This window comes from Burkholderia latens (assembly GCF_001718795.1).
Classification (GTDB): domain Bacteria; phylum Pseudomonadota; class Gammaproteobacteria; order Burkholderiales; family Burkholderiaceae; genus Burkholderia; species Burkholderia latens_A.
In genome coordinates this window covers 2,169,571-2,191,022 of sequence record NZ_CP013438.1, presented here as the reverse complement: position 1 = coordinate 2,191,022, position 21,452 = coordinate 2,169,571, and the positions used below count along the sequence as shown (strand labels likewise).

Genomic DNA, 21,452 nt, shown 5'->3' with positions numbered 1-21,452 from the left:
CGTTCAACGCAATCGATCTCAACTGCGCATGCGGCGGTGGGCCGCCCTGCTGCGCGCGCGCCACCGACATGAACAAGTGGACGAACCCGCTTCCGTTGCCGGGTATCGTGGGCGGCGCGATGTCGGTCGCGACCGCCGCGTATTGTCGGTGGATTCGTCGAAGCCGTCGCGCCCCGCGCGGTGCGAAGCGGGCGGAGTGTCGTCCCTCCCGTTTCCGCATCGGGCCGCGTCATTGCGCGCGGCCTTTCCATCTCCTCAACAGCAACGCATTCGTCACGACGCTGACGCTGGAGAACGCCATCGCCGCCCCGGCGATGACCGGGTTCAGCAAGCCGAACGCCGCGAGCGGCACGCCTACCAGGTTGTACACGAACGCCCAGAACAGGTTCTGCTGGATCTTCCGGTAAGTCCGTTTCGAGATGTCGATCGCGTCTGCTACGAGCGCCGGATCGCCGCGCATCAGCGTGATGCCGGCCGTATGCATCGCGACGTCGGTGCCGGTCGCCATCGCGATACCGACATCGGCCGCGGCGAGCGCAGGCGCGTCGTTGATCCCGTCGCCGACCATCGCGACGATGCCGCCGTGCGTGCGCTTCAGTTCCGCCACGACGCGCGCCTTGTCGTCGGGCAGCACCTGCGCATGCACTTCGCCGATCCCGAGTGACGCCGCGACGGCCGCCGCGCTGCCGCGGTTGTCGCCGGTCACCAGCACGCTCGCGACGCCGCGCGCCGCTAGTGCCGCGATCGCGTCGCGCGCGCCGGATTTCACGGTGTCGCCGAACGCGATCAATGCGAGCGGCGCACGCGGCGCATCGGCACGCATCAGCCATGAGATCGTGTTGCCCGCGCGCTCGAGCTGCGCGGCGCGCGCGTCGAGTTCGGCCGGCACGGCGATTCCGAGTTCATCGCGCCAGCGCGTGCTGCCGAGCGCGAGAAGCTGTCCGTCGACGCGTGCCTCGACGCCGCGCCCGGCCACCGCGCGCGCATCCGCCGCGACGACTGCGCTGGCTGAATCCGATGCGGCGCCGTTACGCGCGGCGACGTCGGCATCGTACGCGGCCACCACGGCCCGCGCGAGCGGATGATCGCTATGCCGCTGGACCGCGGCCGCGACAGCGAGCGCTTGCTCACGCGGGATACCGACCGCGTCGAACGCCGTCACGGATGGCTTGCCTTCGGTCAGCGTGCCCGTCTTGTCGAACGCGATCACGGTCGTGCGCTGCGCAAGCTCGAGCGCCTGCGCGTCCTTGATCAGCACGCCGCGACGCGCGGCGACGCCGGTGCCGGCCATGATCGCGGCAGGCGTCGCGAGGCCGAGCGCGCACGGGCATGCGATGACCAGCACGGCGACCGCGTTGAGGATCGCGGTTTCGGTGCCGGCGCCGGCAATGAGCCAGCCGGCCAGCGTCAGCACGGCGATGCCGAGGATCGCCGGTACGAACACTTCGCTGACGCGATCGACGAGCCGCTGGATCGGCGCCTTCTCCGCCTGAGCGGATTCGACGAGGCGGATGATGCGTGCGAGTGTCGTCTCCGCGCCGATCGCGGTGGTTTCGACGACGAGTGCGCCTTCGCCGTTGATCGAGCCCGCGGTCACCAGATCGCCGTCGTCCTTCGGCACCGGCAGGCTTTCGCCGGTAATGAGCGATTCGTCGACGTGCGAGCGGCCCGACACGATCCGGCCGTCGACCGGCACGCGCTCGCCGGGACGAATGCTGACCGTCGTGCCGACGCGCACCTGCGCGAGCGGCACGTCGCGCTCCACGCCGTGCTCGACGACGCGCGCCCGGTCGGGACGCAGCGCGTTCAGCGCGCGGATCGCTTCGGTCGTCTGCCGCTTCGCGCGCGCTTCGAGCCATTTGCCGAAGCGCACCAGCGTGACGATGACGGCGGACGCCTCGAAGTACAGGTGGCCCGGATGGGCCGGGTCGCGCAGCAGCATCCACAGGCTCAGGCCGAACGCGGCCGACGTGCCGAGCGCGACGAGCAGGTCCATGTTGCCGGTGCGCGCCTTCACCGCGTGCCATGCGGCGCGATAGAAACGCGCGCCGAAGCCGAACTGGACGATCGACGCGAGCGCGAGCTGCAGCCACCCGTTCAGCATCGCGTCGATGCCGAACGGCCCGACCAGCATCGGCGCGACGAGCGGTGCGCCAAGCACGGCCGACGCGATCACGAGATTGCGTTCCCGGATCGCTTCGCGACGCTTGCGCACGTCCGGCGCTTGCGCCGGATCGGCGGCACGGGCGTCGGTCGCCGCGGCGGCAGCGGCTTCCGGCGCGACGGCGACGGACGCGCGGTAGCCCGCTGCTGTCACCGCCGCGATCAGCGCGTCGGCGCCGACTGTGGCGGCGCGATGCACGGAGGCGCGCTCGGTCGCGAGATTGACCGACGCACGCGCAACGCCCGGCACCGCGGCCAGCGCTCTTTCGACGCGGCCGGCGCAGGATGCGCACGTCATTCCGCCGATGTCGAGTTCGAGATCGGTGGAGGCGGCCGGCGCAGCGGCGGCATCGGCGCCGGGCGGCGTCGCGGTGACGGGTGTCGCGTCATAGCCGGCCTGCTGCACGGCTGCGGCCAGCTGCGACGCGGAAACGCCGGGCGCCGCATCGACGGTCGCACGCTCGGTGGCGAGATTGACCGACGCACGCGTGACCCCCGGTACCTTCGCCAATGCCTTCTCGACGCGCGACACGCAGGACGCGCAGGTCATTCCGTCGATGTCGAGCTCGGTCGTGGCGAAGGGTGGTGCGTGCGACGCAGGCGACGCGTCGGCATGTCCCGCCTGCGCCGTTTCAACGGTATCGCGGGTCCGCTCGCGTATCGTCGCGCGGTAGCCGGCGCCCTCGACCGCATCGACGAGCCGCGCGGGCGCGACCGCATCGTGCGCGGTCACCGTTGCCGCGTGCGCGTCGAGATCGACTGTGGCGTCGACGACGCCGGGCACTGCGGCGAGTGCCCGCTGGACGCGGCCGCTGCAGCCGCCGCAATGCATGCCGTCAACCGTCAGTTCGACGGTGTGCAGCGTGGCGGAGGCGAGTGGTTCAGTCATGTCCGAATCCCCAAAAGCGCGGCGCGAGCCGCGAATGACGTCAGTATCAACATTGCCATGATGGGAAGGTCAAGAGGCGGTGGCGACTTGGCGCAGGAACGTGGTACTGGCTCCGGGGCGGTGACTTGGGTTTGGGGGGCGGAATGCAAAAAGGCAGGCCGCGCTCGGCCGGCATGCCCGCCAATTCGGCCGGCACTGCCCGGCGGGCGGCCGCGTGCAGCGCGTGGCGGTTCTTCTGCCCGTTATTCGGCATATTGGGGATTGCCCGTAGGCGCTATGATACCGGCCTGACATCAGCGCCCGCCGTAGCGAGACGGCGAACGGGCAGGCTGGGGTGCCTTGCTTTCACCGATTGAGTCGGACAAGGCGTTGACTGACAAGAACGAAATTCGGCCAGTATTCAATGATTGAACATCGACGAGAAACAATTTCCCTGCGACGCGCGGCAGGCGTGTCGCTGGCCGTTGCGGCGCTGCTGGCGGGATGCGCCTCGCAACCGGACGCGATCCAGCGGAAAACCGGCTGGATGCGCGCCGAAGTGGCCGACTCCTACGTCTACGCGTATCCGCTCGTGCTGATGGACGTCGCGAAGGAAGCCGCCACGGGCGGCGACGGCGCGCAGCCGGGCCAGGCGCCGCTCAACACGTTGCGCCACGCGCAAGCGCTGCCGCCCGTCGGCGCGGTGAACCCGCCGCTGCCCGGCGTCGACACGCTCGACTCGACCGGCTGGCTCGACGTCGGCGCCGAGCCCGTCATCGTCACGCTGCCCGATACCCGCGGCCGCTATTGGGACGCCCGCGCGCTCGACATGTGGACGAACGTACTGTGGTCGTCGTCGAGCGTGGGCGCACGGGGCGCACGCGGCCTCGCGCGATCGCAAACGATTGCCTTCGTCGCGAAGGACTGGCAGGGCGCGCTGCCGAAGGGCGCGTTGCGCGTCGACGTGCCGTCGGCCAATGCATGGCTCGAAGTGCGGCTGCAAACGAGCGGCGGCCGCGACCTCACGAACGTGAAAAAACTGCAGCGCGCGATTCGCGTGGTGCCGCTTTCGGTGTACACGGGCGCGGCGCGCGGTGCGTCGGTCGCGGTCCATGCGGGCAGCGCGCCGTCGGAGGCCGCGAGCGGCGGCACGCCGGCCGAGCAGGTTGCCGCGCTCGACCCGAAGGCGTTCTTCACGCGTTTCGCGCATGCGCTGCAGGACAACCCGCCGCCCGCCGACGACGCGCATGCGCAGGAACTGCTGAACGACATCGGCGTATCGGCCGGCTATCCGGTGCTGTGGACGGGCGATCGCCTGACTGCCGCGACGGCCGGCGTCGCCGAAGCGCGCGCGCGGCTCGCGGAGCCGCCGTCCAACCTGCTGAACGCGAACGGCTGGAGCTGGATCGGCGACACGGCCGGCAAGTACGGTCAGGACTACGCGCTGCGCGCGTACGCGGCCTACACGCAGTTCGGTACCGCGACGCGCGACGACGAGACGCTCGCGCTCGTGCGCGTCGACAGCGACGGCCATCCGCTGAACGGCGCGAACCGGTACGTGCTGCATTTCGCGCCGGGTGCGCTGCCGCCGGTGCGCGGATTCTGGACGCTCACGCCGTATACGACGAACGGCGCGCTGCCCGACGTCGGCGCCGCGCGCCGCTCGCTCGGCGACCGCGACCGGCTGCGCCGCAACCGGGACGGGTCGATCGACGTGGTCGTGTCTGCGTCGCCGGGCGGGGCGCATGCGGCGAACTGGCTGCCGGCGCCGCGCACCGACTTCGCGCTGGCACTGCGTTTGTACGCGCCGAAGCCGCAAGCAAGCGACGGCTCCTGGATGCCGCCCGCAGTCGTCCGCAAGTGATCGGATAGGCGCGGCCTCTGCCCGGCCCGCGGGCGCGGCGGCCGCGCCCGAACGCCGTTCCGTCACCGCCTCAGCCTATACTTTCGGGATAGCGTGCGCCGCCGTGCCGGTTTTCCGGTGCGGCCGCCGTCCATTTCCGAGGCATCCCCGCATGTCAAGCGCAGACAAACAAACCGTACCCTCGACCCTCCATGCCCTCGGCGGCGTTGCCCGCTCGCGCCGGACCCGGCGTATCGGCATCGGCGTGCTGATTTTCCTGGTTTTGTTCGGACTGCTCGGCTTCTTCGCGGCACCGCCGTTGATTCGCCATATCGCCGAACAGCAATTGAGCCAGCAGCTCGGGCGGCCGTCCACGATCCAGCGCATCGCACTGAACCCGTACACGCTGAATCTCGAAGCCGATGGCGTGCGAGTCGGCGAGCGCGGCGGCCAGGGCGACTTCATCGACATCGGCAAGCTCGTCGTGAGGCCGTCGTGGTCGTCGCTGTTCCGCGGCGCGCCGATCGTCAACGAAGTGCGCGTCGATTCGCCGCGCTTCCATATCGTCCGCTACGACGCGCAACGCTTCAATTTCACCGACCTGATCGAGAAGTTCTCGACGCCGTCCAGCCCGGACAGCAAGCCGACGCATTTCTCGGTGTCGAACATCCAGGTCAACGACGGCCGCATCGACTTCGACGACCGCCTGCTGAATGAGAAGCACGTGGTCGACAACTGGACGCTCGGCATTCCGTTCATCGCGACGCTGCCGTCGAAGACCGACATCTTCGTGCAGCCGAAGCTGCGCGCGCGGTTCGACGGCAGCCCGATCTCGATCGACGGCAGGACGAAGCCGTTCGCACAGTCGCGCGAGTCGGAAGTCGCGCTGAAATTCGACCGGCTCGACGTGCCGAAGCTGATTTCGTATGCGCCGGCGCAGTTGCCGGTGATCGTCACGAGCGGCCTGTTGAGCAGCGACCTGTCGCTGAACTTCGTGATGAGCGGCGACACGCCGACGCTGCGCGTGTCCGGCACCGTCGATCTCCACGACGCAAAGGTGACGGACCGCGCGTCGGCGCCGCTGTTCGCCGCGCGCGGTGTGCATGTTGCGGCCGCCGGCCTCGAGCCGCTGCGCAATGCGCTGCATTTCGACGAGATCCGGCTCGACCAGCCGGTCGTCGATCTCGCGCGCGACAAGCACGGCGTGCTGAACGTCGAGAAGCTGGCCGGCCAGCCTGCCGCCGCGCAGAAGACGACGGCCGCCCGGCCCGCTGCGCCGGGTGCCGCCGCATCGACTGCCGCGGGCGCCAGCGCCGCCAGCGCCAGCGCCAGCGCCGCGACTGCCGCGAGCGGCGCGAACGCCGAAGCCGCCGCGAAGGAAGCGCCGCCGCTCGACCTGACGATCCGTCATTTCGCGATCGACGGCGGCACGATCAATGTCGACGACCGCGTACCGGCGACGCCGACCGCGATGTCGCTGACCAGACTTGCCGCGACGCTCGACGGTTTCACCCTGCGCGGCAAGACGCCGGCGAAGTACACAGTGTCGACGTCGCTGTCGCACGGCGGTGACGTGAAGGCCGAAGGCGCGTTCAACCTTGCGGCGAAGCAGGCCGATACGAAGCTGACGGTCGATGCGCTCGCGCTGCCGGCGCTGCAGCCGTACCTCGGCGAAGCGACCCGCGCGCGCGTGCTCGACGGGGCGCTCGGCGCGACCGTCAACGCGAAGGCCGACTGGGGCAAGACGCCGTTCGACGCGCAGATCGCCGACAGCACGGTGAGCCTGAAGTCGCTGAAGCTCGCGACGCCGGACGCGAAAGCGCCTGCGATCGTGCTGCCCGACGCGCGCGCGCAGATCGCGAAGGTCGACGTCGCCGCGCGCACGGCGGAGATTTCGAGCGTCGACGCGAGCGGCCTCGCGCTCGACGTGAAGCGCCTGAAGGACGGCAAGATCGACCTCGCCGCGCTGGCCGAGCCCGCGCAGCCGGCGGTGCCGCAGCGCACGGTCGCGCGCAAGGCGCAGGCTGCCGCGCCGTCGTGGCACTACCGGATCGACGCGCTGAACGTGAAGGCGTCGTCCGCGAACTTCACGGACCTGTCGACGCCGCGCCCGGTGAAGCTTGCGATCAAGCCGCTCGACCTGTCGGTGCAGAAGCTCAGCGACGACATGACGAAGCCGCTGCCGGTGCAACTGAAGGCAACGCTGAACCGCAAGGGCTCGGTGAACGTGTCGGGCGACGTGACCGCACAGCCGCTGAAGCTCGGGCTGAAGATCAACGGCAACCGCGTCGACGCGGCCGCGTTCGAGCCGTATTTCGGCAGCGCGCTGAACGCGACCATCGCGAGCGCGCTGCTCAACGCGCAGGGCAACCTGACGTTCGCGCAGGTGAAGGACACGCCGCGCGCGACGTACCGCGGCGACGTCGCGCTGGTCGACGTGCGGATGCTCGACAAGGCGACGTCCGACCCGTTCGCGGGCTGGCGGTCGCTCGCGCTATCGAACCTGAAGGTGAACTACGACGAAAAGGGCACCGACGTCGACGCCGCGCGCGTGACGTTCTCGAACTTCTACGGTCGCGTGCTGCTCGACGCGCAGGGCCGGCTGAACCTGAAGGACGTGGTCGCGAAGGAGACGGGCCCCGCGCAATCGCTGACGCGCGACGCGAGCAAGAACGAGCCGGTGCCGCTGTCGCCGGGCGTGACGCCGCCGGCGGCCGCACAGGCCGCGTCGGCCGCGGCCGCGCAGCAGGCGTCCGGCCCGGCCGCCGCGTCGGCGACGGTCGTCGTGAAGGCCGCGCCGCCGCCGCAGAACCCGGTGCGCATGCATTTCGGCGAGCTGCTGCTGCAGAGCGGCCGCGTGACCTACACGGACAACTTCATCAAGCCGAACTACACCGCGAACCTGGTCGCGATCAACGGGACGGTCGGCGCGTTCGGCACCGATTCGACGACGTCGGCGCCGGTCGACGTTGCCGCGAATCTCGCGGGCAACGGGCCGATCACGATCAAGGGCACGGTGAACCCGCTGATCGACAAACCGGCGCTGGACCTCACGGCGACCGCGCACGACATCGAGCTGACCAACCTGACGCCGTATTCGGCGAAATACGCGGGTTATCCGATCACGAAGGGCAAGCTCAACGTCGACCTGCACTACCAGCTCGCGAACGATCAGCTGTCTGCGAACAACCACATCTTCATCGACCAGCTGACGTTTGGCGATCACGTCGAGAACGACACGGCGACCAAGCTGCCGGTGAAACTCGCGATTTCGCTGCTGAAGAACACGCGCGGCCAGATCGACGTGAACCTGCCGGTGTCGGGCTCGCTGTCGAATCCGGAGTTCAGCGTCGGCGGGCTGATCTGGCGCGCGGTGCTGAACCTGATCGCGAAGGCCGTCACGTCGCCGTTCACGCTGCTCGCGAATGCGTTCGGCGGCAGCGGCGGCGAGGATCTCGGCTATGTCGAATTCGCGCCCGGTTCGTACCAGTTGACCGACTCGCAGCAGAAGAAGCTCGACACCGTCGTGAAGATGCTGACCGAGAAGCCGTCGATCCGGCTCGACCTGATCGGCCGCGTCGATCCGGCGAAAGACACGCCGGGGCTGCGCGACGCGTACGTCGACCGGCTCGTTCGCCAGCAGAAGCTGAAGGACGTGATCGGCCAGGGCGAGAGCGTCGATCCGATGTCGGTGAAGGTCGATCAGGCCGAATACGGCAAGTACCTCGCGCGTGCGTACAAGGCCGCCGACTTCAAGAAGCCGCGCAACCTGATCGGCCTGCAGAAGACGTTGCCCGACGCGGATATGAAGCAGGCGCTCGCCGATCACGCGCCGGCCGACGACAACGCGCTGCGTGCGCTCGCGCAGCAGCGCGCGCAGGCCGTGCGCCAGTACCTCGACGGCAAGATCGATTCGAGCCGCATGTTCGTCGTGGCGCCGAAGCTCGATGCGAAGGGGATCGACGACAAGGGCGCGACGACGCGCGTCGATTTCGGCCTGCAGTAAGCGTTACCGCCATCATCCGCCATCCGCCGCCGTTGCGCCCACGCTGGAACCGCGCGCGGCGGCGCCTCGTTGCTCCGTCGCTTCGTCGTTTCCCGTCAGCGCGCGGTGAATTCCGGCTCGCGCTTGTCCAGTTCCTTCCTCGCGGCCAACGGCAGGCGCGCATCGTCCCACTGCGCGAGCCATTCGACTTCCTTCGCGGTGAACACTTGTCCGTAATTCCGCAACGCGTACTGCAGCGCGTCGACGACGTGGTGGCGAATGATTTCGGGGGTGCGTGCGTCGTCCAGCACGAACCGGAGGGCTTCCAGGGTCGACATACTCGTGCTCCGGGTCAGGGAAAACCCTTTATCGCACGCCAATAGTCGCGCGCCAACCGGGAAAAAAATCCGGCGTCATGCGGCTGCGCCCGTGTACGCACCGCATTGCGACGGCGCGATGTCATTTGCGATTGGTTACGTTTGATAGAGAACAGAAAGCCCCGCTTCATCGGACCGCCGCACGGCGCGGCCATATTTTGCGCGCCTGTGGGCAAGTCATGCGGTTCAACGTCAATCGATGAGGTGGGGTGATGATTTCCAGGTTCGTCAAGCAACGAAACATTGTGGCGATGGTGGCGGGCGCGCTGGCGCTCGCAAGCGCCGGCGCGCATGCGGTGCCGCCGGCCGGTCACGGTCAGCGCGTGGTGAAGCACGTGCTGCTGATCAGCGTGGACGGTCTGCACGAGCAGGATCTCGCGCGCTGCATCGGCGCGAACACGTGTCCGAACATCGCGGTGCTCGCGCAGAGCGGTGTCACGTACACGAATGCGTATACGCCGGGCCTGTCGGACTCGTTTCCGGGCTTGGCCGCGCTCGTGACGGGCGGCTCGCCGAAGACGGCCGGCCTGTTCTACGACGTGTCGTACGACCGCAACCTGTACGCGCCGAGCGACACGACGTGCTCGGGCAAGCAGGGCTGGAACGTCGTATTCGACGAGACGACGGGCATCGATGCGCAGAACGGCGGCGCGCTCGTGCATCTGGACGGCGGCGGCGCGTTCAATCCGCAGGCGATCCCGCATGCGAAGGTCGACGGCCGGTGCGTGCCGGTCTACCCGCACAACTACGTGAAGACCAATACCGTGTTCGAGGCCGTGAAGGCTGGCGTGCCGAACGCATACACCGCGTGGGCCGACAAGCACGCGTGGGGTTACGACTGGCTGAACGGCCCGTCGGGCACCGGCGTCGACGACTTGATGCGTACCGAGATCAACTCGATCGACCCGGCCACGGGTACGGATTACACCGACGTCTATTCGCACACCGCGCGCTTCGACAATCTGCACGTGCAGGCGCTGATCAACCAGATCGACGGCCGCGATTCGACCGGCGCGAAGAACGCACCGGTGCCGACGCTGTTCGGCGCGAACTTCCAGACGCTCAGCGTCGCGCAGAAGGCGCCGGTCGCGAAGGGCGGCGGCTACCTCGATGCGAACTTCACGCCGAACGGCCAGGTCGCGAATGCGATCACGTACGTCGACAACTCGATCGGGCGCATCGTCAACGAACTCAAGCAGCACAACCTGTACACGTCGACGGCCGTGATCGTCACCGCGAAGCACGGCCAGTCGCCGACCGATCACACGAAGCTCGTGAAGAACGGCGACACGCTGACGAAGCTGCTCGAAGCGAACAACTATCTCGACCCGAACGGCAATTTCGGCCAGAACAACACGACGACGGGCAACCTGAACGACGGCTCGGGCCTGGCCGGCACGGGCTTCGTGCAGACCGACGACGTCGGCCTGATCTGGCTGCGCGACCGCAGCCAGCGCACGGCCGTGGTGCAGACGCTGAAGGCGAACCTGGGCTGCAATGCGCCGGGGATCTGCGCGGACGGCCCGCAGGCGTACGTCCTGTATGGCGAAGCGCTGGCCGAGCGATTCGGCGATCCGGCCAACGGCCGCACGCCGGACATCATCGTGCAGCCGAATCCGGGCGTGATCTACACGTCGAGCACGAAGAAGGACGAGGAGCACGGCGGCAACGCGCCGGACGACAGCCATCTCGGCCTGCTCGTGTCGTATCCGGGCCTGCATCGCGCGCGCACCGTGTCGGACGTCGTCGGCACGAAGCAGGTCGCGCCGACGATTCTCGGGCTGCTGGGCGCCGATCCGAAGCTGTTGCACGCGGTCGTCGCGGAGAACACGCACGTGCTGCCGGGGCTCGGTATCGATCACTGACGTTGCGCGCGCCGGATGCCGCGGTCGCGCGGCGTCCGGCCCGGGACGCGCGGCGGCGCGCGTCCCGTCATTCCAGGGGTTTTTTGCCGACCGCCGTTGCCCGCCGTCGCCGTCAGCGAGCCGTTGCCTCGTCGAGCATCCATTCGCGGAAACGCCGCAGCGCGTCGCTGGTTTCGAGACGCTCCGGCGCGTAGCAGAGATAGTGACCCTGCGCGTCCACGTCGACCGGCGCGTCGAACGGCTCGACCAGCGTGCCGGCCGCGAGATTGTCGAGAATCAGGAAGCGCGGCACCAGCGCGATCCCGAGCCCGGCCTGGGCAGCCTGGATCAGCACCGAATACTGTTCGAAGCGGGGTCCGGCCAGCGCGTTCATTTGCGACGCGCGATGGCGCTCGGCCCATGCGGACCATGCGATCTCTGCCTGTTCGTGCACGAGGCGCGGCGCTGCCACGGCATCGGCGGGCTCGTGCAGCGCGTGCCGGTCGGCGAATTCGCGCGAGCAGACGGGCACGAAGGTCCGCCCGCCGAGATAGTCGCTTTGCACGCCGTCCCATGCGCCGTCGCCGTAGCGGATCGCCGCGTCGAGCCCGAACGGAAACACGTCACCGGGCGCGAGATGACGCCGAAAGCTCAGCGTGACACCCGGCGCGGCGGCGAGAAAGCGCGTGAGTCGCGGCAACAGCCACTTGGTCGTGAACGTCGGCACGCTTGCGATCGTCAGCAGGTCGCCGTTCTCGCGTGCGCTCAGCAGCTCGATCGACGCGTTGCCGATTTCGCGCAGCGGGCCGGCGACGCGCGCGTGATACACGTGGCCCGCGCGCGTCAGCGCCAGGCCGCGCCCCTCGCGCACGAACAGCTTCACGCCGAACAGCGCCTCGAGGTTTGCGATCTGCCGGCTGACCGCACTCGGCGTCAAGCCCAGTTCGCGGGCCGCGTAGGAGAAGTTCAGGTATTTCGCCGAAGCGACGAACGCGTGCAGCTCCGCGACGTTCGGATACAGGTGTTTCATCCGCTGCTGTTGTTCCGTTCTCGCATGGATCGATGCGGACTTTGTACGTTTTTTTCATGACGATGCCATGTCGGATCCTCACACTGCGCTCGTTCCGACCATGCGCAAGCCCCTGAATCGGCGGGCATTGCGTGCGGTCTTCCCTCATCGCCAGCGAGTGTGTCATGCCTCCGTCATCGGTCCCGTCCCGGCCGTGGCCGACGGTGTTCCGATTCGTCGTAGCAGAGCCGCGCGCCCGCGCATCGGCCGGCTGATACTGCAGGCCTTCGTCGCGGTGTTCGGGTTCTATCTGCTGTTGCCGATCGCGTTGCTGCTGATCGGCTCGGTCGGCGAATCGTGGACCAATACGTTACTGCCCACCGGCTTCACCGCGCACTGGTTTGCCGATCTGGCCGCGAACCGCAGCTTCACGCGGGCGTTCGGCGTGAGCCTGATGGTCGCATTGGCCTGCTGCGCGCTCAACGCGACGATCGGGCTGCCGCTCGCGTATGCGCTGCATCACCGCGCGCGGGCCGGCGGCGGCTTCGCGACGCGCATCGTGATGCTGATGCCGGTCGCCGTGCCGGCGCTCACGCTCGGCTTCGGCTACATCGCGATCTTCAGCGGCGACATATTGCCGTGGCTCGGCACGCTGCCGCTGATGGTCGCCGCCCACGCGGTGCTGACGCTGCCGTATCTGCTGCAGACCCTGCTGGGAGACCTGCGCCATCTCGATCTTGCGCGCCTCGAAGACTGCGCGGCGACGCTCGGTGCAACGCCGTCGCGGCAGTTCTTCACGATCGTGCTGCCGAACCTGCGGCACAGCCTGTTCTCCGGCCTCGTGATGGTGGCCGCGCTGTCGATCGGCGAATTCCAGATCTCGAACCTGATCGCCGGTTTTCGTTACCGGAATTATCCGATCGTGCTGCTGCAGGCGTTCTACGGCGCGACCGGGACGGCATGCGCGGCGACCGTCGTGCTGCTCGTTCTCGCCGTCCTCGCGACGCTCGTGTCCGTCGGCACCGTCCAACGTCTGAAATGAGTCCTTCATGAGCGTCGAATTCGAACACGTCAGCTTTCAGTATCCCGGTGCGCGTCACGGCGTCGACGACGTCACGCTGTCCGCCGCGCCGGGCGAGCTGCTCGCGGTGATGGGGCGCAGCGGCTCCGGCAAATCGACGCTGCTGCGGCTTGCCGCCGGGCTGCTCGACGGCTGGCACGGGCGCATCGCGATCGGCGGCGACGACGTGGCCGGCGTGCCGGTATGGCGCCGCGAAGTCGGGATGGTGTTTCAGCACTATGCGTTGTTTCCGAATCTGTCGGTCGTCGACAACGTCGCGTACGGGCTGCGGATGCGCGGCGTCGCGGCCGGCGTGCGGCGTCGGCGCGCGCTGGACATGCTCGAGCGGGTCGGCCTGGCCGCACATGCGACGCGCGGCGTCGCGATGCTGTCGGGCGGACAGCAACAGCGCGTCGCGCTGGCGCGCGCGCTCGTGATCGAGCCGAAGCTGCTGTTGCTCGACGAGCCGCTGGCCGCGCTCGATGCCGGCATCCGTCATCAGCTGCGCGACGAGATCCGCGCGCTGCAACGCGCGTGCGGCGCGACGACGCTGTTCGTCACGCACGACCAGGACGAGGCACTGAGCATGGCGGACCGCGTCGCGATCGTCGACGGCGGCCGCGTGCTCCAGGCCGGCACGCCGCGCGACCTGTACGAGCGGCCCGTGAGCGCGCAGGTTGCACGCTTCGTCGGCCATTCGACGCTGCTGCGCGGACGCGTGCTCACGCACGGCGCCATCGACGTGCGCTTCGCGATGCTGCGCGCGGACACGGGCGCACACCGGCCCGGCGCCGAAATCGCGGTGCTGGTGCGGCCCGAGCATGTACAGGCCGATCCGCCGGCGCACAGCGCGAACCGGCTCGACGGCCGTCTTGGCGAAGTGCGGTACTTCGGCGCGACGCAGCGCTACGACTTCATTCCGGACGGATCGCCGGACCCGCTGCTGTGCGAAGGGCGCGCGCCCGCCGCGCGCAGCATCGCGATCGACCCGCGCCATCTGCTCGTGCTGCCGGCGTTGCCGGACGCGCACTGATTCCTTTCGTTCAACGGAGATTCACCATGTCTGCAGGTTCCCTTTTCGTGAAGGCCGTGCGCGCCCGCATGCTCGCGCTGTGCGCGCTTGCCGCGCTTTCCTGTGCGGCGGCGCATGCCGCGCCGCTGTATCCGGGCGAGGACGCGCTGTACGCGAAGGCCGCCGACGAAGGCCTCGTCGTATCGTTCGACACCGGCCCCGAATGGGCGAACTGGAAGGCGCTGTTCGCCGAGTTCCGCAAGCGCTATCCGAAGGTCGAGATCACGTACAACGATATCGGCTCGGCGGCCACCGTCGTCGCGCTCGACAAGTCGCGCCGCCGTCCGCAGGCCGATACCGCGTACTACTTCGCGGCGTCGGCGCTCGACGCCGCGGGCAAGGACGTCGTCGCGCCGTTCAAGCCCGTCAACTTCGACCGGCTGCCGGGCGTGTTCCGTGCAACCGACGCGCGCTGGTTCGCCGTGCATTCGCTGAACATCGCGTTCCTCGTCAACCGGAAACTCGTGAAGAACGTACCGCAGCGCTGGTCCGATCTGCTCAAGCCCGAGTACCGCAACGCGGTGGTTTATCTCGACCCGCGTTCGACCGGGCAGGGCCAGGTCGCGGTGTTCGCGGCCGCCTATGCGAACGGCGGCAGCGTCGAGAATCCGAAACCGGGCGCCGACTTCTTCGGCAAGCTGAAGCAGGCCGGCAACGTGCTGCGTGTCGAAGGCACGACGCCGTATGCGAAGTTCGTGAAGGGCGAGATTCCGATCCTGATCGGCTACGAAAACGACGGCCTCAAGGCGAAGTACACGGACGGCATGGGCGACGCGGCCGACGTCGTGATTCCGCAGGACGGCAGCGTGTCGGCGCCGTATGCGATGAGTCTCGTGAAGAACGGCCCGAATCCGTTCGCCGCGCAGCTGTGGCTCAACCTCGTGATGAGCGATGTCGGCCAGGCGCTGTTCGCGCAGGGCTATGTGCGTCCGGCCGTGCCCGGCACGCCGGTGGCGCCGGAAACCGCGGCGAAGCTGCCGAACGCACCGCAGGTGCGTCCGCTCGATGTCGCGAAGGCGGCCGCGCGCAAGGCCGAAGTCGACCAGCTGTGGTCGCAGGCCACGCTCGGCAACTAAGGGGATCGGCATGCAGGCTTCGTTACCGGAACGCGGCGTGCTGCGCCGCTTCGGCGCGATTCCGGCGGCGGCGTTGCTCGCGGTGTGCTTCGTGCTGCCGCTCGCCGCGCTCGTCGACGCGGCATGTGCGGGCGGCGGGCGCGCGTTCGCGGCGGTGCTGCGCGACCCGCTCGTCGCCGATGCGATCGCGCGCTCGGTCGCGCTGGCCGTCGGCGCCGGGACGTTGTCGGTTGGCGTGGGCGTGCCGCTCGCCTTCGCACTGGCGGGGCAGTCGCCTGCTCGCCGCCACTGGTCGCTCGCGCTGCTCGGCGTGCCGCTGGCGTTCTCCGGACTGGTGATCGCGTACGGCTTCATTCTCGCGTTCGGCCGCGCGGGCTTCGTCACCACGCTGCTGGCGGCGCTCGGTGCGGATTCGAACGTGATCGGCGGCGCCATCTACACGATGCCCGGGCTCGCCGTCGCCTATGCGTATTACCTGATCCCGCGCGTCGCGCTGATGATCTATCCGACCCTCGCGAACCTCGACCGGCGGCCGCTCGAAGCGGCGCTGACGCTCGGCGCGCGGCCATGGCGCGCGTGGTTCGACGTTGCGTGGCGCGAGCTGTGGCCGTCGATCGCGTCCGCGTGGTGCCTCGTGACGGCGATCGCGCTCGGCACGTATGGCACGGCACTGGCGCTGGCCGGCACGCAGATCAATATCCTGCCGCTGCTGATGTACCTGAAGCTGTCGGACGGGCAAACCGATTTTTCGCAGGCGGCCGTGCTGTCGATCGTGCTGACGGCCATTTGCACCTGCGTTCTTGCACTGGGGGAAGGCCTTGTTCGCCAACGACGTCATTGAATGCGCGTGGTCCGAGCCGGCACGCGACGCGCTCGCGCGACTGGCGCAACGGCAACGCGGCACGCACCGGCACCGAATGCCGGTCGGCTTGATCGGCCCGCGCGACGCGACGGACGAGCAGATGCGGGTCGCGGAACGGATCGCGCACGCATTGGCGACGGCGGGCGTCGCGCTCGTCGGCGGCGGCAAGCAGGGTGTGATGGAAGCTGCCGCGCGCGGCGCGCATGCGGCAGGTGGCTGTGCAATCGGATTGCTGCCCGAAGACGACGCGGCGCTCGCGAATCCGTATCTGAGCGTCGCGCTGCCGACCGGGCTCGGCATCACGCGCAACGCGCTGGTCGCGCGCGCATCGCTGTGCCTGATCGCGGTCGGCGGCGGTCTCGGCACGCTGTCGGAGATCGCGCTCGGGCTGCAATGGGGCAAGCCGGTGTTCACGATTTGCGACGCGCCGTACGTCGCGGGCGTCGAGTGCTTCGACGAACCGGACCGGCTCGTCGCGCGCGCCGCGCAGTGGCTGAGCGATTCGGCTTAGGCGGTGGCGGCGGCATCTCGTGCGGCGGGCATCGTTGCGGACGTCGGACTTGAAACCGGCGCGCGACTCGCCATATTGTTCGGGCATCGATGTTCAACGACGCTTCGCGAGGATTCCAGATGCGCCTGCTGCTTGCCCTGCTGTTGCCGTGGTTCCAGTTCTTCACGATCGGCCGTCCGATCGCCGGGATCGTCTGTCTGATCCTGCAACTCACGATCATCGGCTGGCTGCCGGCCGCGATCTGGTCGGTCTATGCGCTGAGCCAGTACAAGACCGATAGAAAGATCGACGCGGCGCTGCGCGGGCGGCGGTAGGCGGCGCGGCGGCGCGGCGACGCGCTTCGAGCGATGCGCGAACGCTGCAAACCGGCCCGCGATATGAAAACGGCCGCTGCGATCGTCATCCGATCGCAGCGGCCGATGTGCCTACTTCACCGCAAACAGCGTCAGGTTCATGAAGATCTTGAACGCGTAGCCGAGCGTGACGGCGCCGAGCACGCCTCCGGCCCACAGGACGACGAACCACATCCAGCCGCGCATCCGCGGCCGCGGCGCGCCGGCCTGGCCGGCGGGGGAATCAGTGGTGGTAGTAATGCTGATCTTCATGGCGCACCTTGCCTCGGAATACCCAGTAACCCATCGTCGTGTAGGCGATGATGATCGGCAGGATAACCGCTGCGCCGACCAGCGTGAAGGTCTGGCTCGAACGCGGCGCGGCCGCTTCCCAGATCGTCATCGTCTGCGGAATCGCGTACGGGAACATCGTGACGAGCAGGCCGACGTAGCCGAGCAGCACGAGCGCCAGCGCGAGCACGAACGGCGTCACGTCGTGCCGTTCGCGTACCGCGCGGCGCATCCATGCCGCGCACCCGGCGACGAGGAACGGCACCGGCAGCAGGCGCCAGAACAGCCCCGAATCGAACCACCGCTGCGCGACGGCCGGATCCTGCAGCGGCGTCCACAGGCTGACGACCGCAATGAAGCCGAGCAGCACGACGGTCAGCGGCCACACGACGCGATGCAGGCGCCGTTGCAGGTCGCCTTCCGTCTTCGCGACGAGCCAGCAGCAGCCGAGCAGCGCGTACGTGACGATCAGCCCGAGGCCCGTCAGAAGGCTGAACGGCGTGAGCCAGTCGAATGCGCCGCCGGCGTATACGCCGTCCTTCACGTCGATGCCCTGCAGGAACGCGCCGAGCGCGATTCCCTGGAACAGCGTCGCGCCGGCCGAGCCGCCGATGAACGCGAGATCCCACAGCTGCTTCGTGCGCCGCGCCTTCGCGCGGATCTCGAACGACACGCCGCGGAAGATCAGGCACACCAGCATGAAGATCAGCGGCAGGTACAGCGCGGACAGCACCGTCGAATAGACGACGGGAAACACCGCGAACAGCCCGGCGCCGCCGAGCACGAGCCACGTCTCGTTGCCGTCCCACACGGGCGCTACGGTGTTCATCATCAGGTCGCGTTCCTTCTCGTCAGGGAAGAACGGGAAGACGATGCCGATGCCGAGGTCGAAGCCGTCGAGCACGACGTACATGAAGAGCCCCAATGCGATGATCGCGGCCCAGATTACGGTGACGTCCATAGGTTTTCTCGTATGCGAAAGGAGTGGGCTCAGACGGTCTCGATCAACTCGTCGACGGCCGACATCGGCCGGCGTCCGGTGTGATCGGGGCGCGTGTCCGGCTTGTCGTCATGCTTGACGTCGGGCAACGCGGGGCCGGCCTTCATCAGCTTCAGCATGTAGTACACGCCGGTGCCGAATACGAGGAAGTACACGATCACGAACGTCATCATCGACAGGCTGACCTGCTGTACGGACAGCGGCGACACGGCTTGCGCGGTGCGCATCACGCCATACACGACCCACGGCTGGCGGCCTGCTTCGGTCGTCACCCACCCCGCGAGCAGCGACACGAACCCGGTCGGCCCCATCGCGAGCGCGAAGCGCTGAAACCCCTTCGATTCATACAGGGCGCCGCGGCGGCGCAGCAGCCATGCGAGCGCGGCGAGAACGATCATCGCGAAGCCCAGGCCGACCATGATCCGGAAGCTCCAGAACACGACCGTCGAGTTCGGCCGGTCTTCCGGCGGGAAGTCCTTCAGCCCGCGGATTTCGCCGTCCCAGCTATGCGTGAGGATCAGGCTGCCGAGGTGCGGCACCTTCACCGCGTAGCGGGTCGTTTCGGCCTGCATGTCAGGAATGCCGAACAGGTTCAGCGCGGTGCCGCCCTTTTCGGTTTCCCACAGACCTTCGATCGCGGCGATCTTTGCCGGCTGGTGCTTCAGCGTGTTGATCCCGTGCTGGTCGCCGATTACGGCTTGCAGCGGCGCGAGCACCAGCAGCAGCCAAAGCGCCATCGAGAACATCTTCTTCACGCCCTTGTCGCGGCGGCCCTTCAGCAGGTGCCATGCGCCCGTCGCGGCTACCACGAGCGCGGCGACGATGAACGCGGCGATCGCCATGTGGAACAGGCGGTAAGGGAACGACGGGTTGAACACGATCGCGAACCAGTCGGTCGGCACGATGCGGCCGTCGACGATCTCGAAGCCTTGCGGCGTCTGCATCCAGCTGTTCGATGCGAGGATCCAGAACGTCGAGATCAGCGTGCCGATCGCGACCATCAGCGTCGCGCCGAAGTGGGCGCGCGGGCTCACGCGATTCCAGCCGAACAGCATGATGCCGAGGAAGCCGGCTTCGAGGAAGAACGCGGTCATCACTTCGTACATCAGCAGCGGGCCGGTGACGGAACCCGCGAAGCTCGAGAAGCCGGACCAGTTCGTGCCGAACTGATAGCTCATCACGACGCCGGAGACGACGCCCATCCCGAACGCGACCGCGAAAATCTTCGACCAGAACAGGCAGAGGGTTTTGTAGTACTGCTTGCCCGTCTTCAGCCAGCGATATTCGAGCACGGCGATGAAGCTGGCGAGGCCGATGCTCAGCGCCGGGAAGACGATGTGGAAGGAGACGGTGAACGCGAATTGCAGGCGGGCCAGATCGAGGGCCGAAAATGCGGTGTCCATACCAGTTGACCGAGGCTTGACGATACCCGCCGGCGGGTGCTGGCGGACCCGGGCCGGCGATGCGGCAGGGGTTGGCTGGAGTATGGATCGCGATGTTGCGCCGCGAAATGTGCCAACTCGTCGCAGATGTCCAGCCCGCCGCGCCCGCTTTCGCGCTAAATCGTTGATTCGCATCAAGAACGCGTTGCGCGGCCTGCGCTGGTGCGGCGCGGCGGTCTGCCGCACGTGCGGCAATATGGCGCGTCGCATCATCCGAACGGCGGCCCGCGCGGACAATCGGTGTGCGTCCGGCCTCGGGCGGGCGCCGCGCGAATTGCGTACACTCTCAGTCTCGTTTCGGCAGGGCCGGGCGCCTCGGTTCCGGTCCGCGTTCACAAGGGCACGAAGATGATCGATTTGCGCAGCGATACCGTGACACGTCCGAGCCAGGCGATGCTGGCCGCGATGACTGCCGCCGAAGTCGGCGACGACGTATGGGGCGACGACCCGACCGTGCTGCGCCTGCAGGCCGTCGCGGCCGAGCGGGCCGGCAAGGAAGCCGGACTGTTCTTCCCGAGCGGCACGCAGAGCAACCTGGCCGCGCTGATGGCCCACTGCGAGCGAGGCGACGAATACATCGTCGGCCAGCTCGCGCACACCTACAAGTACGAAGGCGGCGGCGCGGCCGTGCTCGGCAGCATCCAGCCGCAGCCGATCGAGAACGCGCCCGACGGCACGTTGCCGCTCGCGAAGATCGCCGCGGCGATCAAGCCGATCGATAACCACTTCGCGCGCACGCGGCTGCTCGCGCTGGAAAACACGATCGGCGGCCAGGTGTTGCCGGAAGGTTACGTGCAGGAAGCCGTCGCGCTCGCGCGCAGCCGCGGGCTGGCTGCGCACCTCGACGGCGCACGCGTGTGCAATGCGGCCGTCGCGTCGGGGCGCACGATTGCCGAGCTGTGCGCGCCGTTCGACACGATTTCGATCTGCTTCTCGAAAGGGCTCGGCGCGCCGGTCGGCTCGGTGCTGGTCGGCAGTCGTGCGCTGATCGAGCGCGCGCAGCGCTGGCGCAAGGTGCTGGGCGGCGGGATGCGGCAGTCTGGCATTCTCGCGGCAGCCTGCCTCCATGCGCTCGATCGCAACGTCGAGCGGCTCGCCGACGATCACGCGAACGCCGCACATCTCGCGGCAGGCCTCGCGCGCATCGAGCCCGTGAAGGTGCTGTCGCACGCGACGAACATGGTGTTCGCGCAATTCCCCGAAGCCGACTGCGCACCGCTCGAGGCGTGGCTCAAGGAACGCGGGATTCTGACGCAGATGCTGTACGCGTCGCGCTTCGTCACGCACTGCGACGTGTCGCGCGCGGACATCGACACGTTCGTCGACGCGGTCGGCGCATATTTCGCGAAGCGTCGCGCTTAACGCGTAACGCGCCGCGCAGACCCGACCCTTCGCGGGCCGGCGCGATGCGGCAGCGCGCAAGACATCGGGACGGGTCACGCAGCGCGTTGCGTGTCGATAATTGCCGTGCCGGCGGCTTACGCTTGCCGCGGCGTGTCGACGGGCGGCGTGCCGTCGTGGAACAGCGATTTCAGCTGCGTGCGCAGTTCGGCGCTGTCGGTGTGCTGGTGTACCGAGACCGCATGTTGCACGGCGGCCTCCAGCAGTTCGTTGTCGGAATCGGCGGAAATGGCGACCGAGCAATGCGTCGCGCTGGGAAACTCGCGGCAATCGATATAGCGGCGGGGCATGATGTTCTCCTCACGGGAAAGGGAAC

At 68.3% G+C, this 21,452-nt stretch carries 17 protein-coding genes; 10 read left to right on the top strand and 7 right to left on the bottom strand.

Going from position 1 to position 21,452, the window contains the following annotated elements; genetic code table 11:
- Nucleotides 1-229 precede the first annotated feature (229 nt).
- Complete coding sequence (locus tag WK25_RS28985) at nt 230-3,052, bottom strand: heavy metal translocating P-type ATPase (RefSeq protein ID WP_083253105.1); 2,823 nt, start codon at nt 3,050-3,052, stop codon at nt 230-232.
- 403 nt (nt 3,053-3,455) lie between these two features.
- On the opposite strand from WK25_RS28985, the gene WK25_RS28980 reads away from it, so the two are divergent.
- The gene (locus tag WK25_RS28980) at nt 3,456-4,895 is read left to right on the top strand and encodes a DUF1254 domain-containing protein (protein WP_059548394.1); all 1,440 of its coding nucleotides are present in this window, start codon (nt 3,456-3,458) and stop codon (nt 4,893-4,895) included.
- Nucleotides 4,896-5,046: 151 nt separating this feature from the next.
- Nucleotides 5,047-8,880, top strand: a complete 3,834-nt coding sequence (locus WK25_RS28975) for a DUF748 domain-containing protein (protein ID WP_069243406.1) — start codon at nt 5,047-5,049, stop codon at nt 8,878-8,880.
- Nucleotides 8,881-8,975: 95 nt separating this feature from the next.
- On the opposite strand, the gene WK25_RS28970 is transcribed toward WK25_RS28975, so the two are convergent.
- Nucleotides 8,976-9,197: a hypothetical protein gene (locus WK25_RS28970; protein WP_040138834.1), complete on the bottom strand. Its 222-nt coding sequence runs from the start codon at nt 9,195-9,197 to the stop codon at nt 8,976-8,978.
- Nucleotides 9,198-9,448: 251 nt separating this feature from the next.
- Here WK25_RS28970 and WK25_RS28965 point away from each other — a divergent pair, with 251 nt between their 5' ends.
- Nucleotides 9,449-11,101 carry an alkaline phosphatase family protein gene (locus WK25_RS28965; RefSeq protein ID WP_069243405.1) on the top strand — a complete coding sequence of 551 codons (1,653 nt, stop codon included), beginning with the start codon at nt 9,449-9,451 and terminating at the stop codon, nt 11,099-11,101.
- A 112-nt stretch (nt 11,102-11,213) separates the two neighbouring features.
- Here WK25_RS28965 and WK25_RS28960 read toward each other — a convergent pair whose 3' ends face one another.
- Nucleotides 11,214-12,110 (bottom strand): LysR substrate-binding domain-containing protein, encoded by an 897-nt coding sequence (locus tag WK25_RS28960; protein WP_069243404.1) that lies wholly within the window; start codon nt 12,108-12,110, stop codon nt 11,214-11,216.
- A 67-nt stretch (nt 12,111-12,177) separates the two neighbouring features.
- Here WK25_RS28960 and WK25_RS28955 point away from each other — a divergent pair, with 67 nt between their 5' ends.
- From WK25_RS28955 to WK25_RS28930, 6 genes are all read left to right on the top strand, one after another.
- The gene (locus WK25_RS28955; RefSeq protein WP_420480840.1) at nt 12,178-13,131 is read left to right on the top strand and encodes an ABC transporter permease; all 954 of its coding nucleotides are present in this window, start codon (nt 12,178-12,180) and stop codon (nt 13,129-13,131) included.
- 7 nt (nt 13,132-13,138) lie between these two features.
- Nucleotides 13,139-14,182 (top strand): ABC transporter ATP-binding protein, encoded by a 1,044-nt coding sequence (locus WK25_RS28950; protein WP_069243403.1) that lies wholly within the window; start codon nt 13,139-13,141, stop codon nt 14,180-14,182.
- A gap of 26 nt (nt 14,183-14,208) precedes the next feature.
- Nucleotides 14,209-15,297: an extracellular solute-binding protein gene (locus tag WK25_RS28945; RefSeq protein WP_069243402.1), complete on the top strand. Its 1,089-nt coding sequence runs from the start codon at nt 14,209-14,211 to the stop codon at nt 15,295-15,297.
- A 10-nt stretch (nt 15,298-15,307) separates the two neighbouring features.
- Entirely contained in the window at nt 15,308-16,138 is an 831-nt protein-coding gene (locus tag WK25_RS28940) for an ABC transporter permease (RefSeq protein WP_040138828.1), read from the top strand.
- A gap of 76 nt (nt 16,139-16,214) precedes the next feature.
- Nucleotides 16,215-16,670, top strand: a complete 456-nt coding sequence (locus tag WK25_RS28935) for a TIGR00725 family protein (protein WP_156789130.1) — start codon at nt 16,215-16,217, stop codon at nt 16,668-16,670.
- A 119-nt stretch (nt 16,671-16,789) separates the two neighbouring features.
- The gene (locus tag WK25_RS28930; protein ID WP_040138826.1) at nt 16,790-16,984 is read left to right on the top strand and encodes a YqaE/Pmp3 family membrane protein; all 195 of its coding nucleotides are present in this window, start codon (nt 16,790-16,792) and stop codon (nt 16,982-16,984) included.
- A gap of 111 nt (nt 16,985-17,095) precedes the next feature.
- On the opposite strand, the gene WK25_RS28925 is transcribed toward WK25_RS28930, so the two are convergent.
- The 3 genes from WK25_RS28925 to WK25_RS28915 are packed head-to-tail and all read right to left on the bottom strand — an operon-like array spanning nt 17,096 to nt 19,696.
- Entirely contained in the window at nt 17,096-17,275 is a 180-nt protein-coding gene (locus WK25_RS28925; RefSeq protein ID WP_069243400.1) for a hypothetical protein, read from the bottom strand.
- On the bottom strand, nt 17,247-18,254 hold the full coding sequence (cydB, locus tag WK25_RS28920; RefSeq protein WP_040138824.1) for a cytochrome d ubiquinol oxidase subunit II: 1,008 nt from the start codon (nt 18,252-18,254) through the stop codon (nt 17,247-17,249). Before cydB ends, WK25_RS28925 begins: the two co-directional genes overlap by 29 nt.
- 29 nt (nt 18,255-18,283) lie before the next feature.
- Nucleotides 18,284-19,696, bottom strand: a complete 1,413-nt coding sequence (locus WK25_RS28915; protein ID WP_069243399.1) for a cytochrome ubiquinol oxidase subunit I — start codon at nt 19,694-19,696, stop codon at nt 18,284-18,286.
- A 387-nt stretch (nt 19,697-20,083) separates the two neighbouring features.
- Between WK25_RS28915 and ltaE the strand changes: the two genes are divergently transcribed.
- On the top strand, nt 20,084-21,097 hold the full coding sequence (gene ltaE / locus WK25_RS28910; protein WP_069243583.1) for a low-specificity L-threonine aldolase: 1,014 nt from the start codon (nt 20,084-20,086) through the stop codon (nt 21,095-21,097).
- 116 nt (nt 21,098-21,213) lie between these two features.
- Here ltaE and WK25_RS28905 read toward each other — a convergent pair whose 3' ends face one another.
- Nucleotides 21,214-21,426, bottom strand: a complete 213-nt coding sequence (locus WK25_RS28905) for a DUF1059 domain-containing protein (RefSeq protein WP_040138821.1) — start codon at nt 21,424-21,426, stop codon at nt 21,214-21,216.
- Nucleotides 21,427-21,452: the final 26 nt, after the last annotated feature.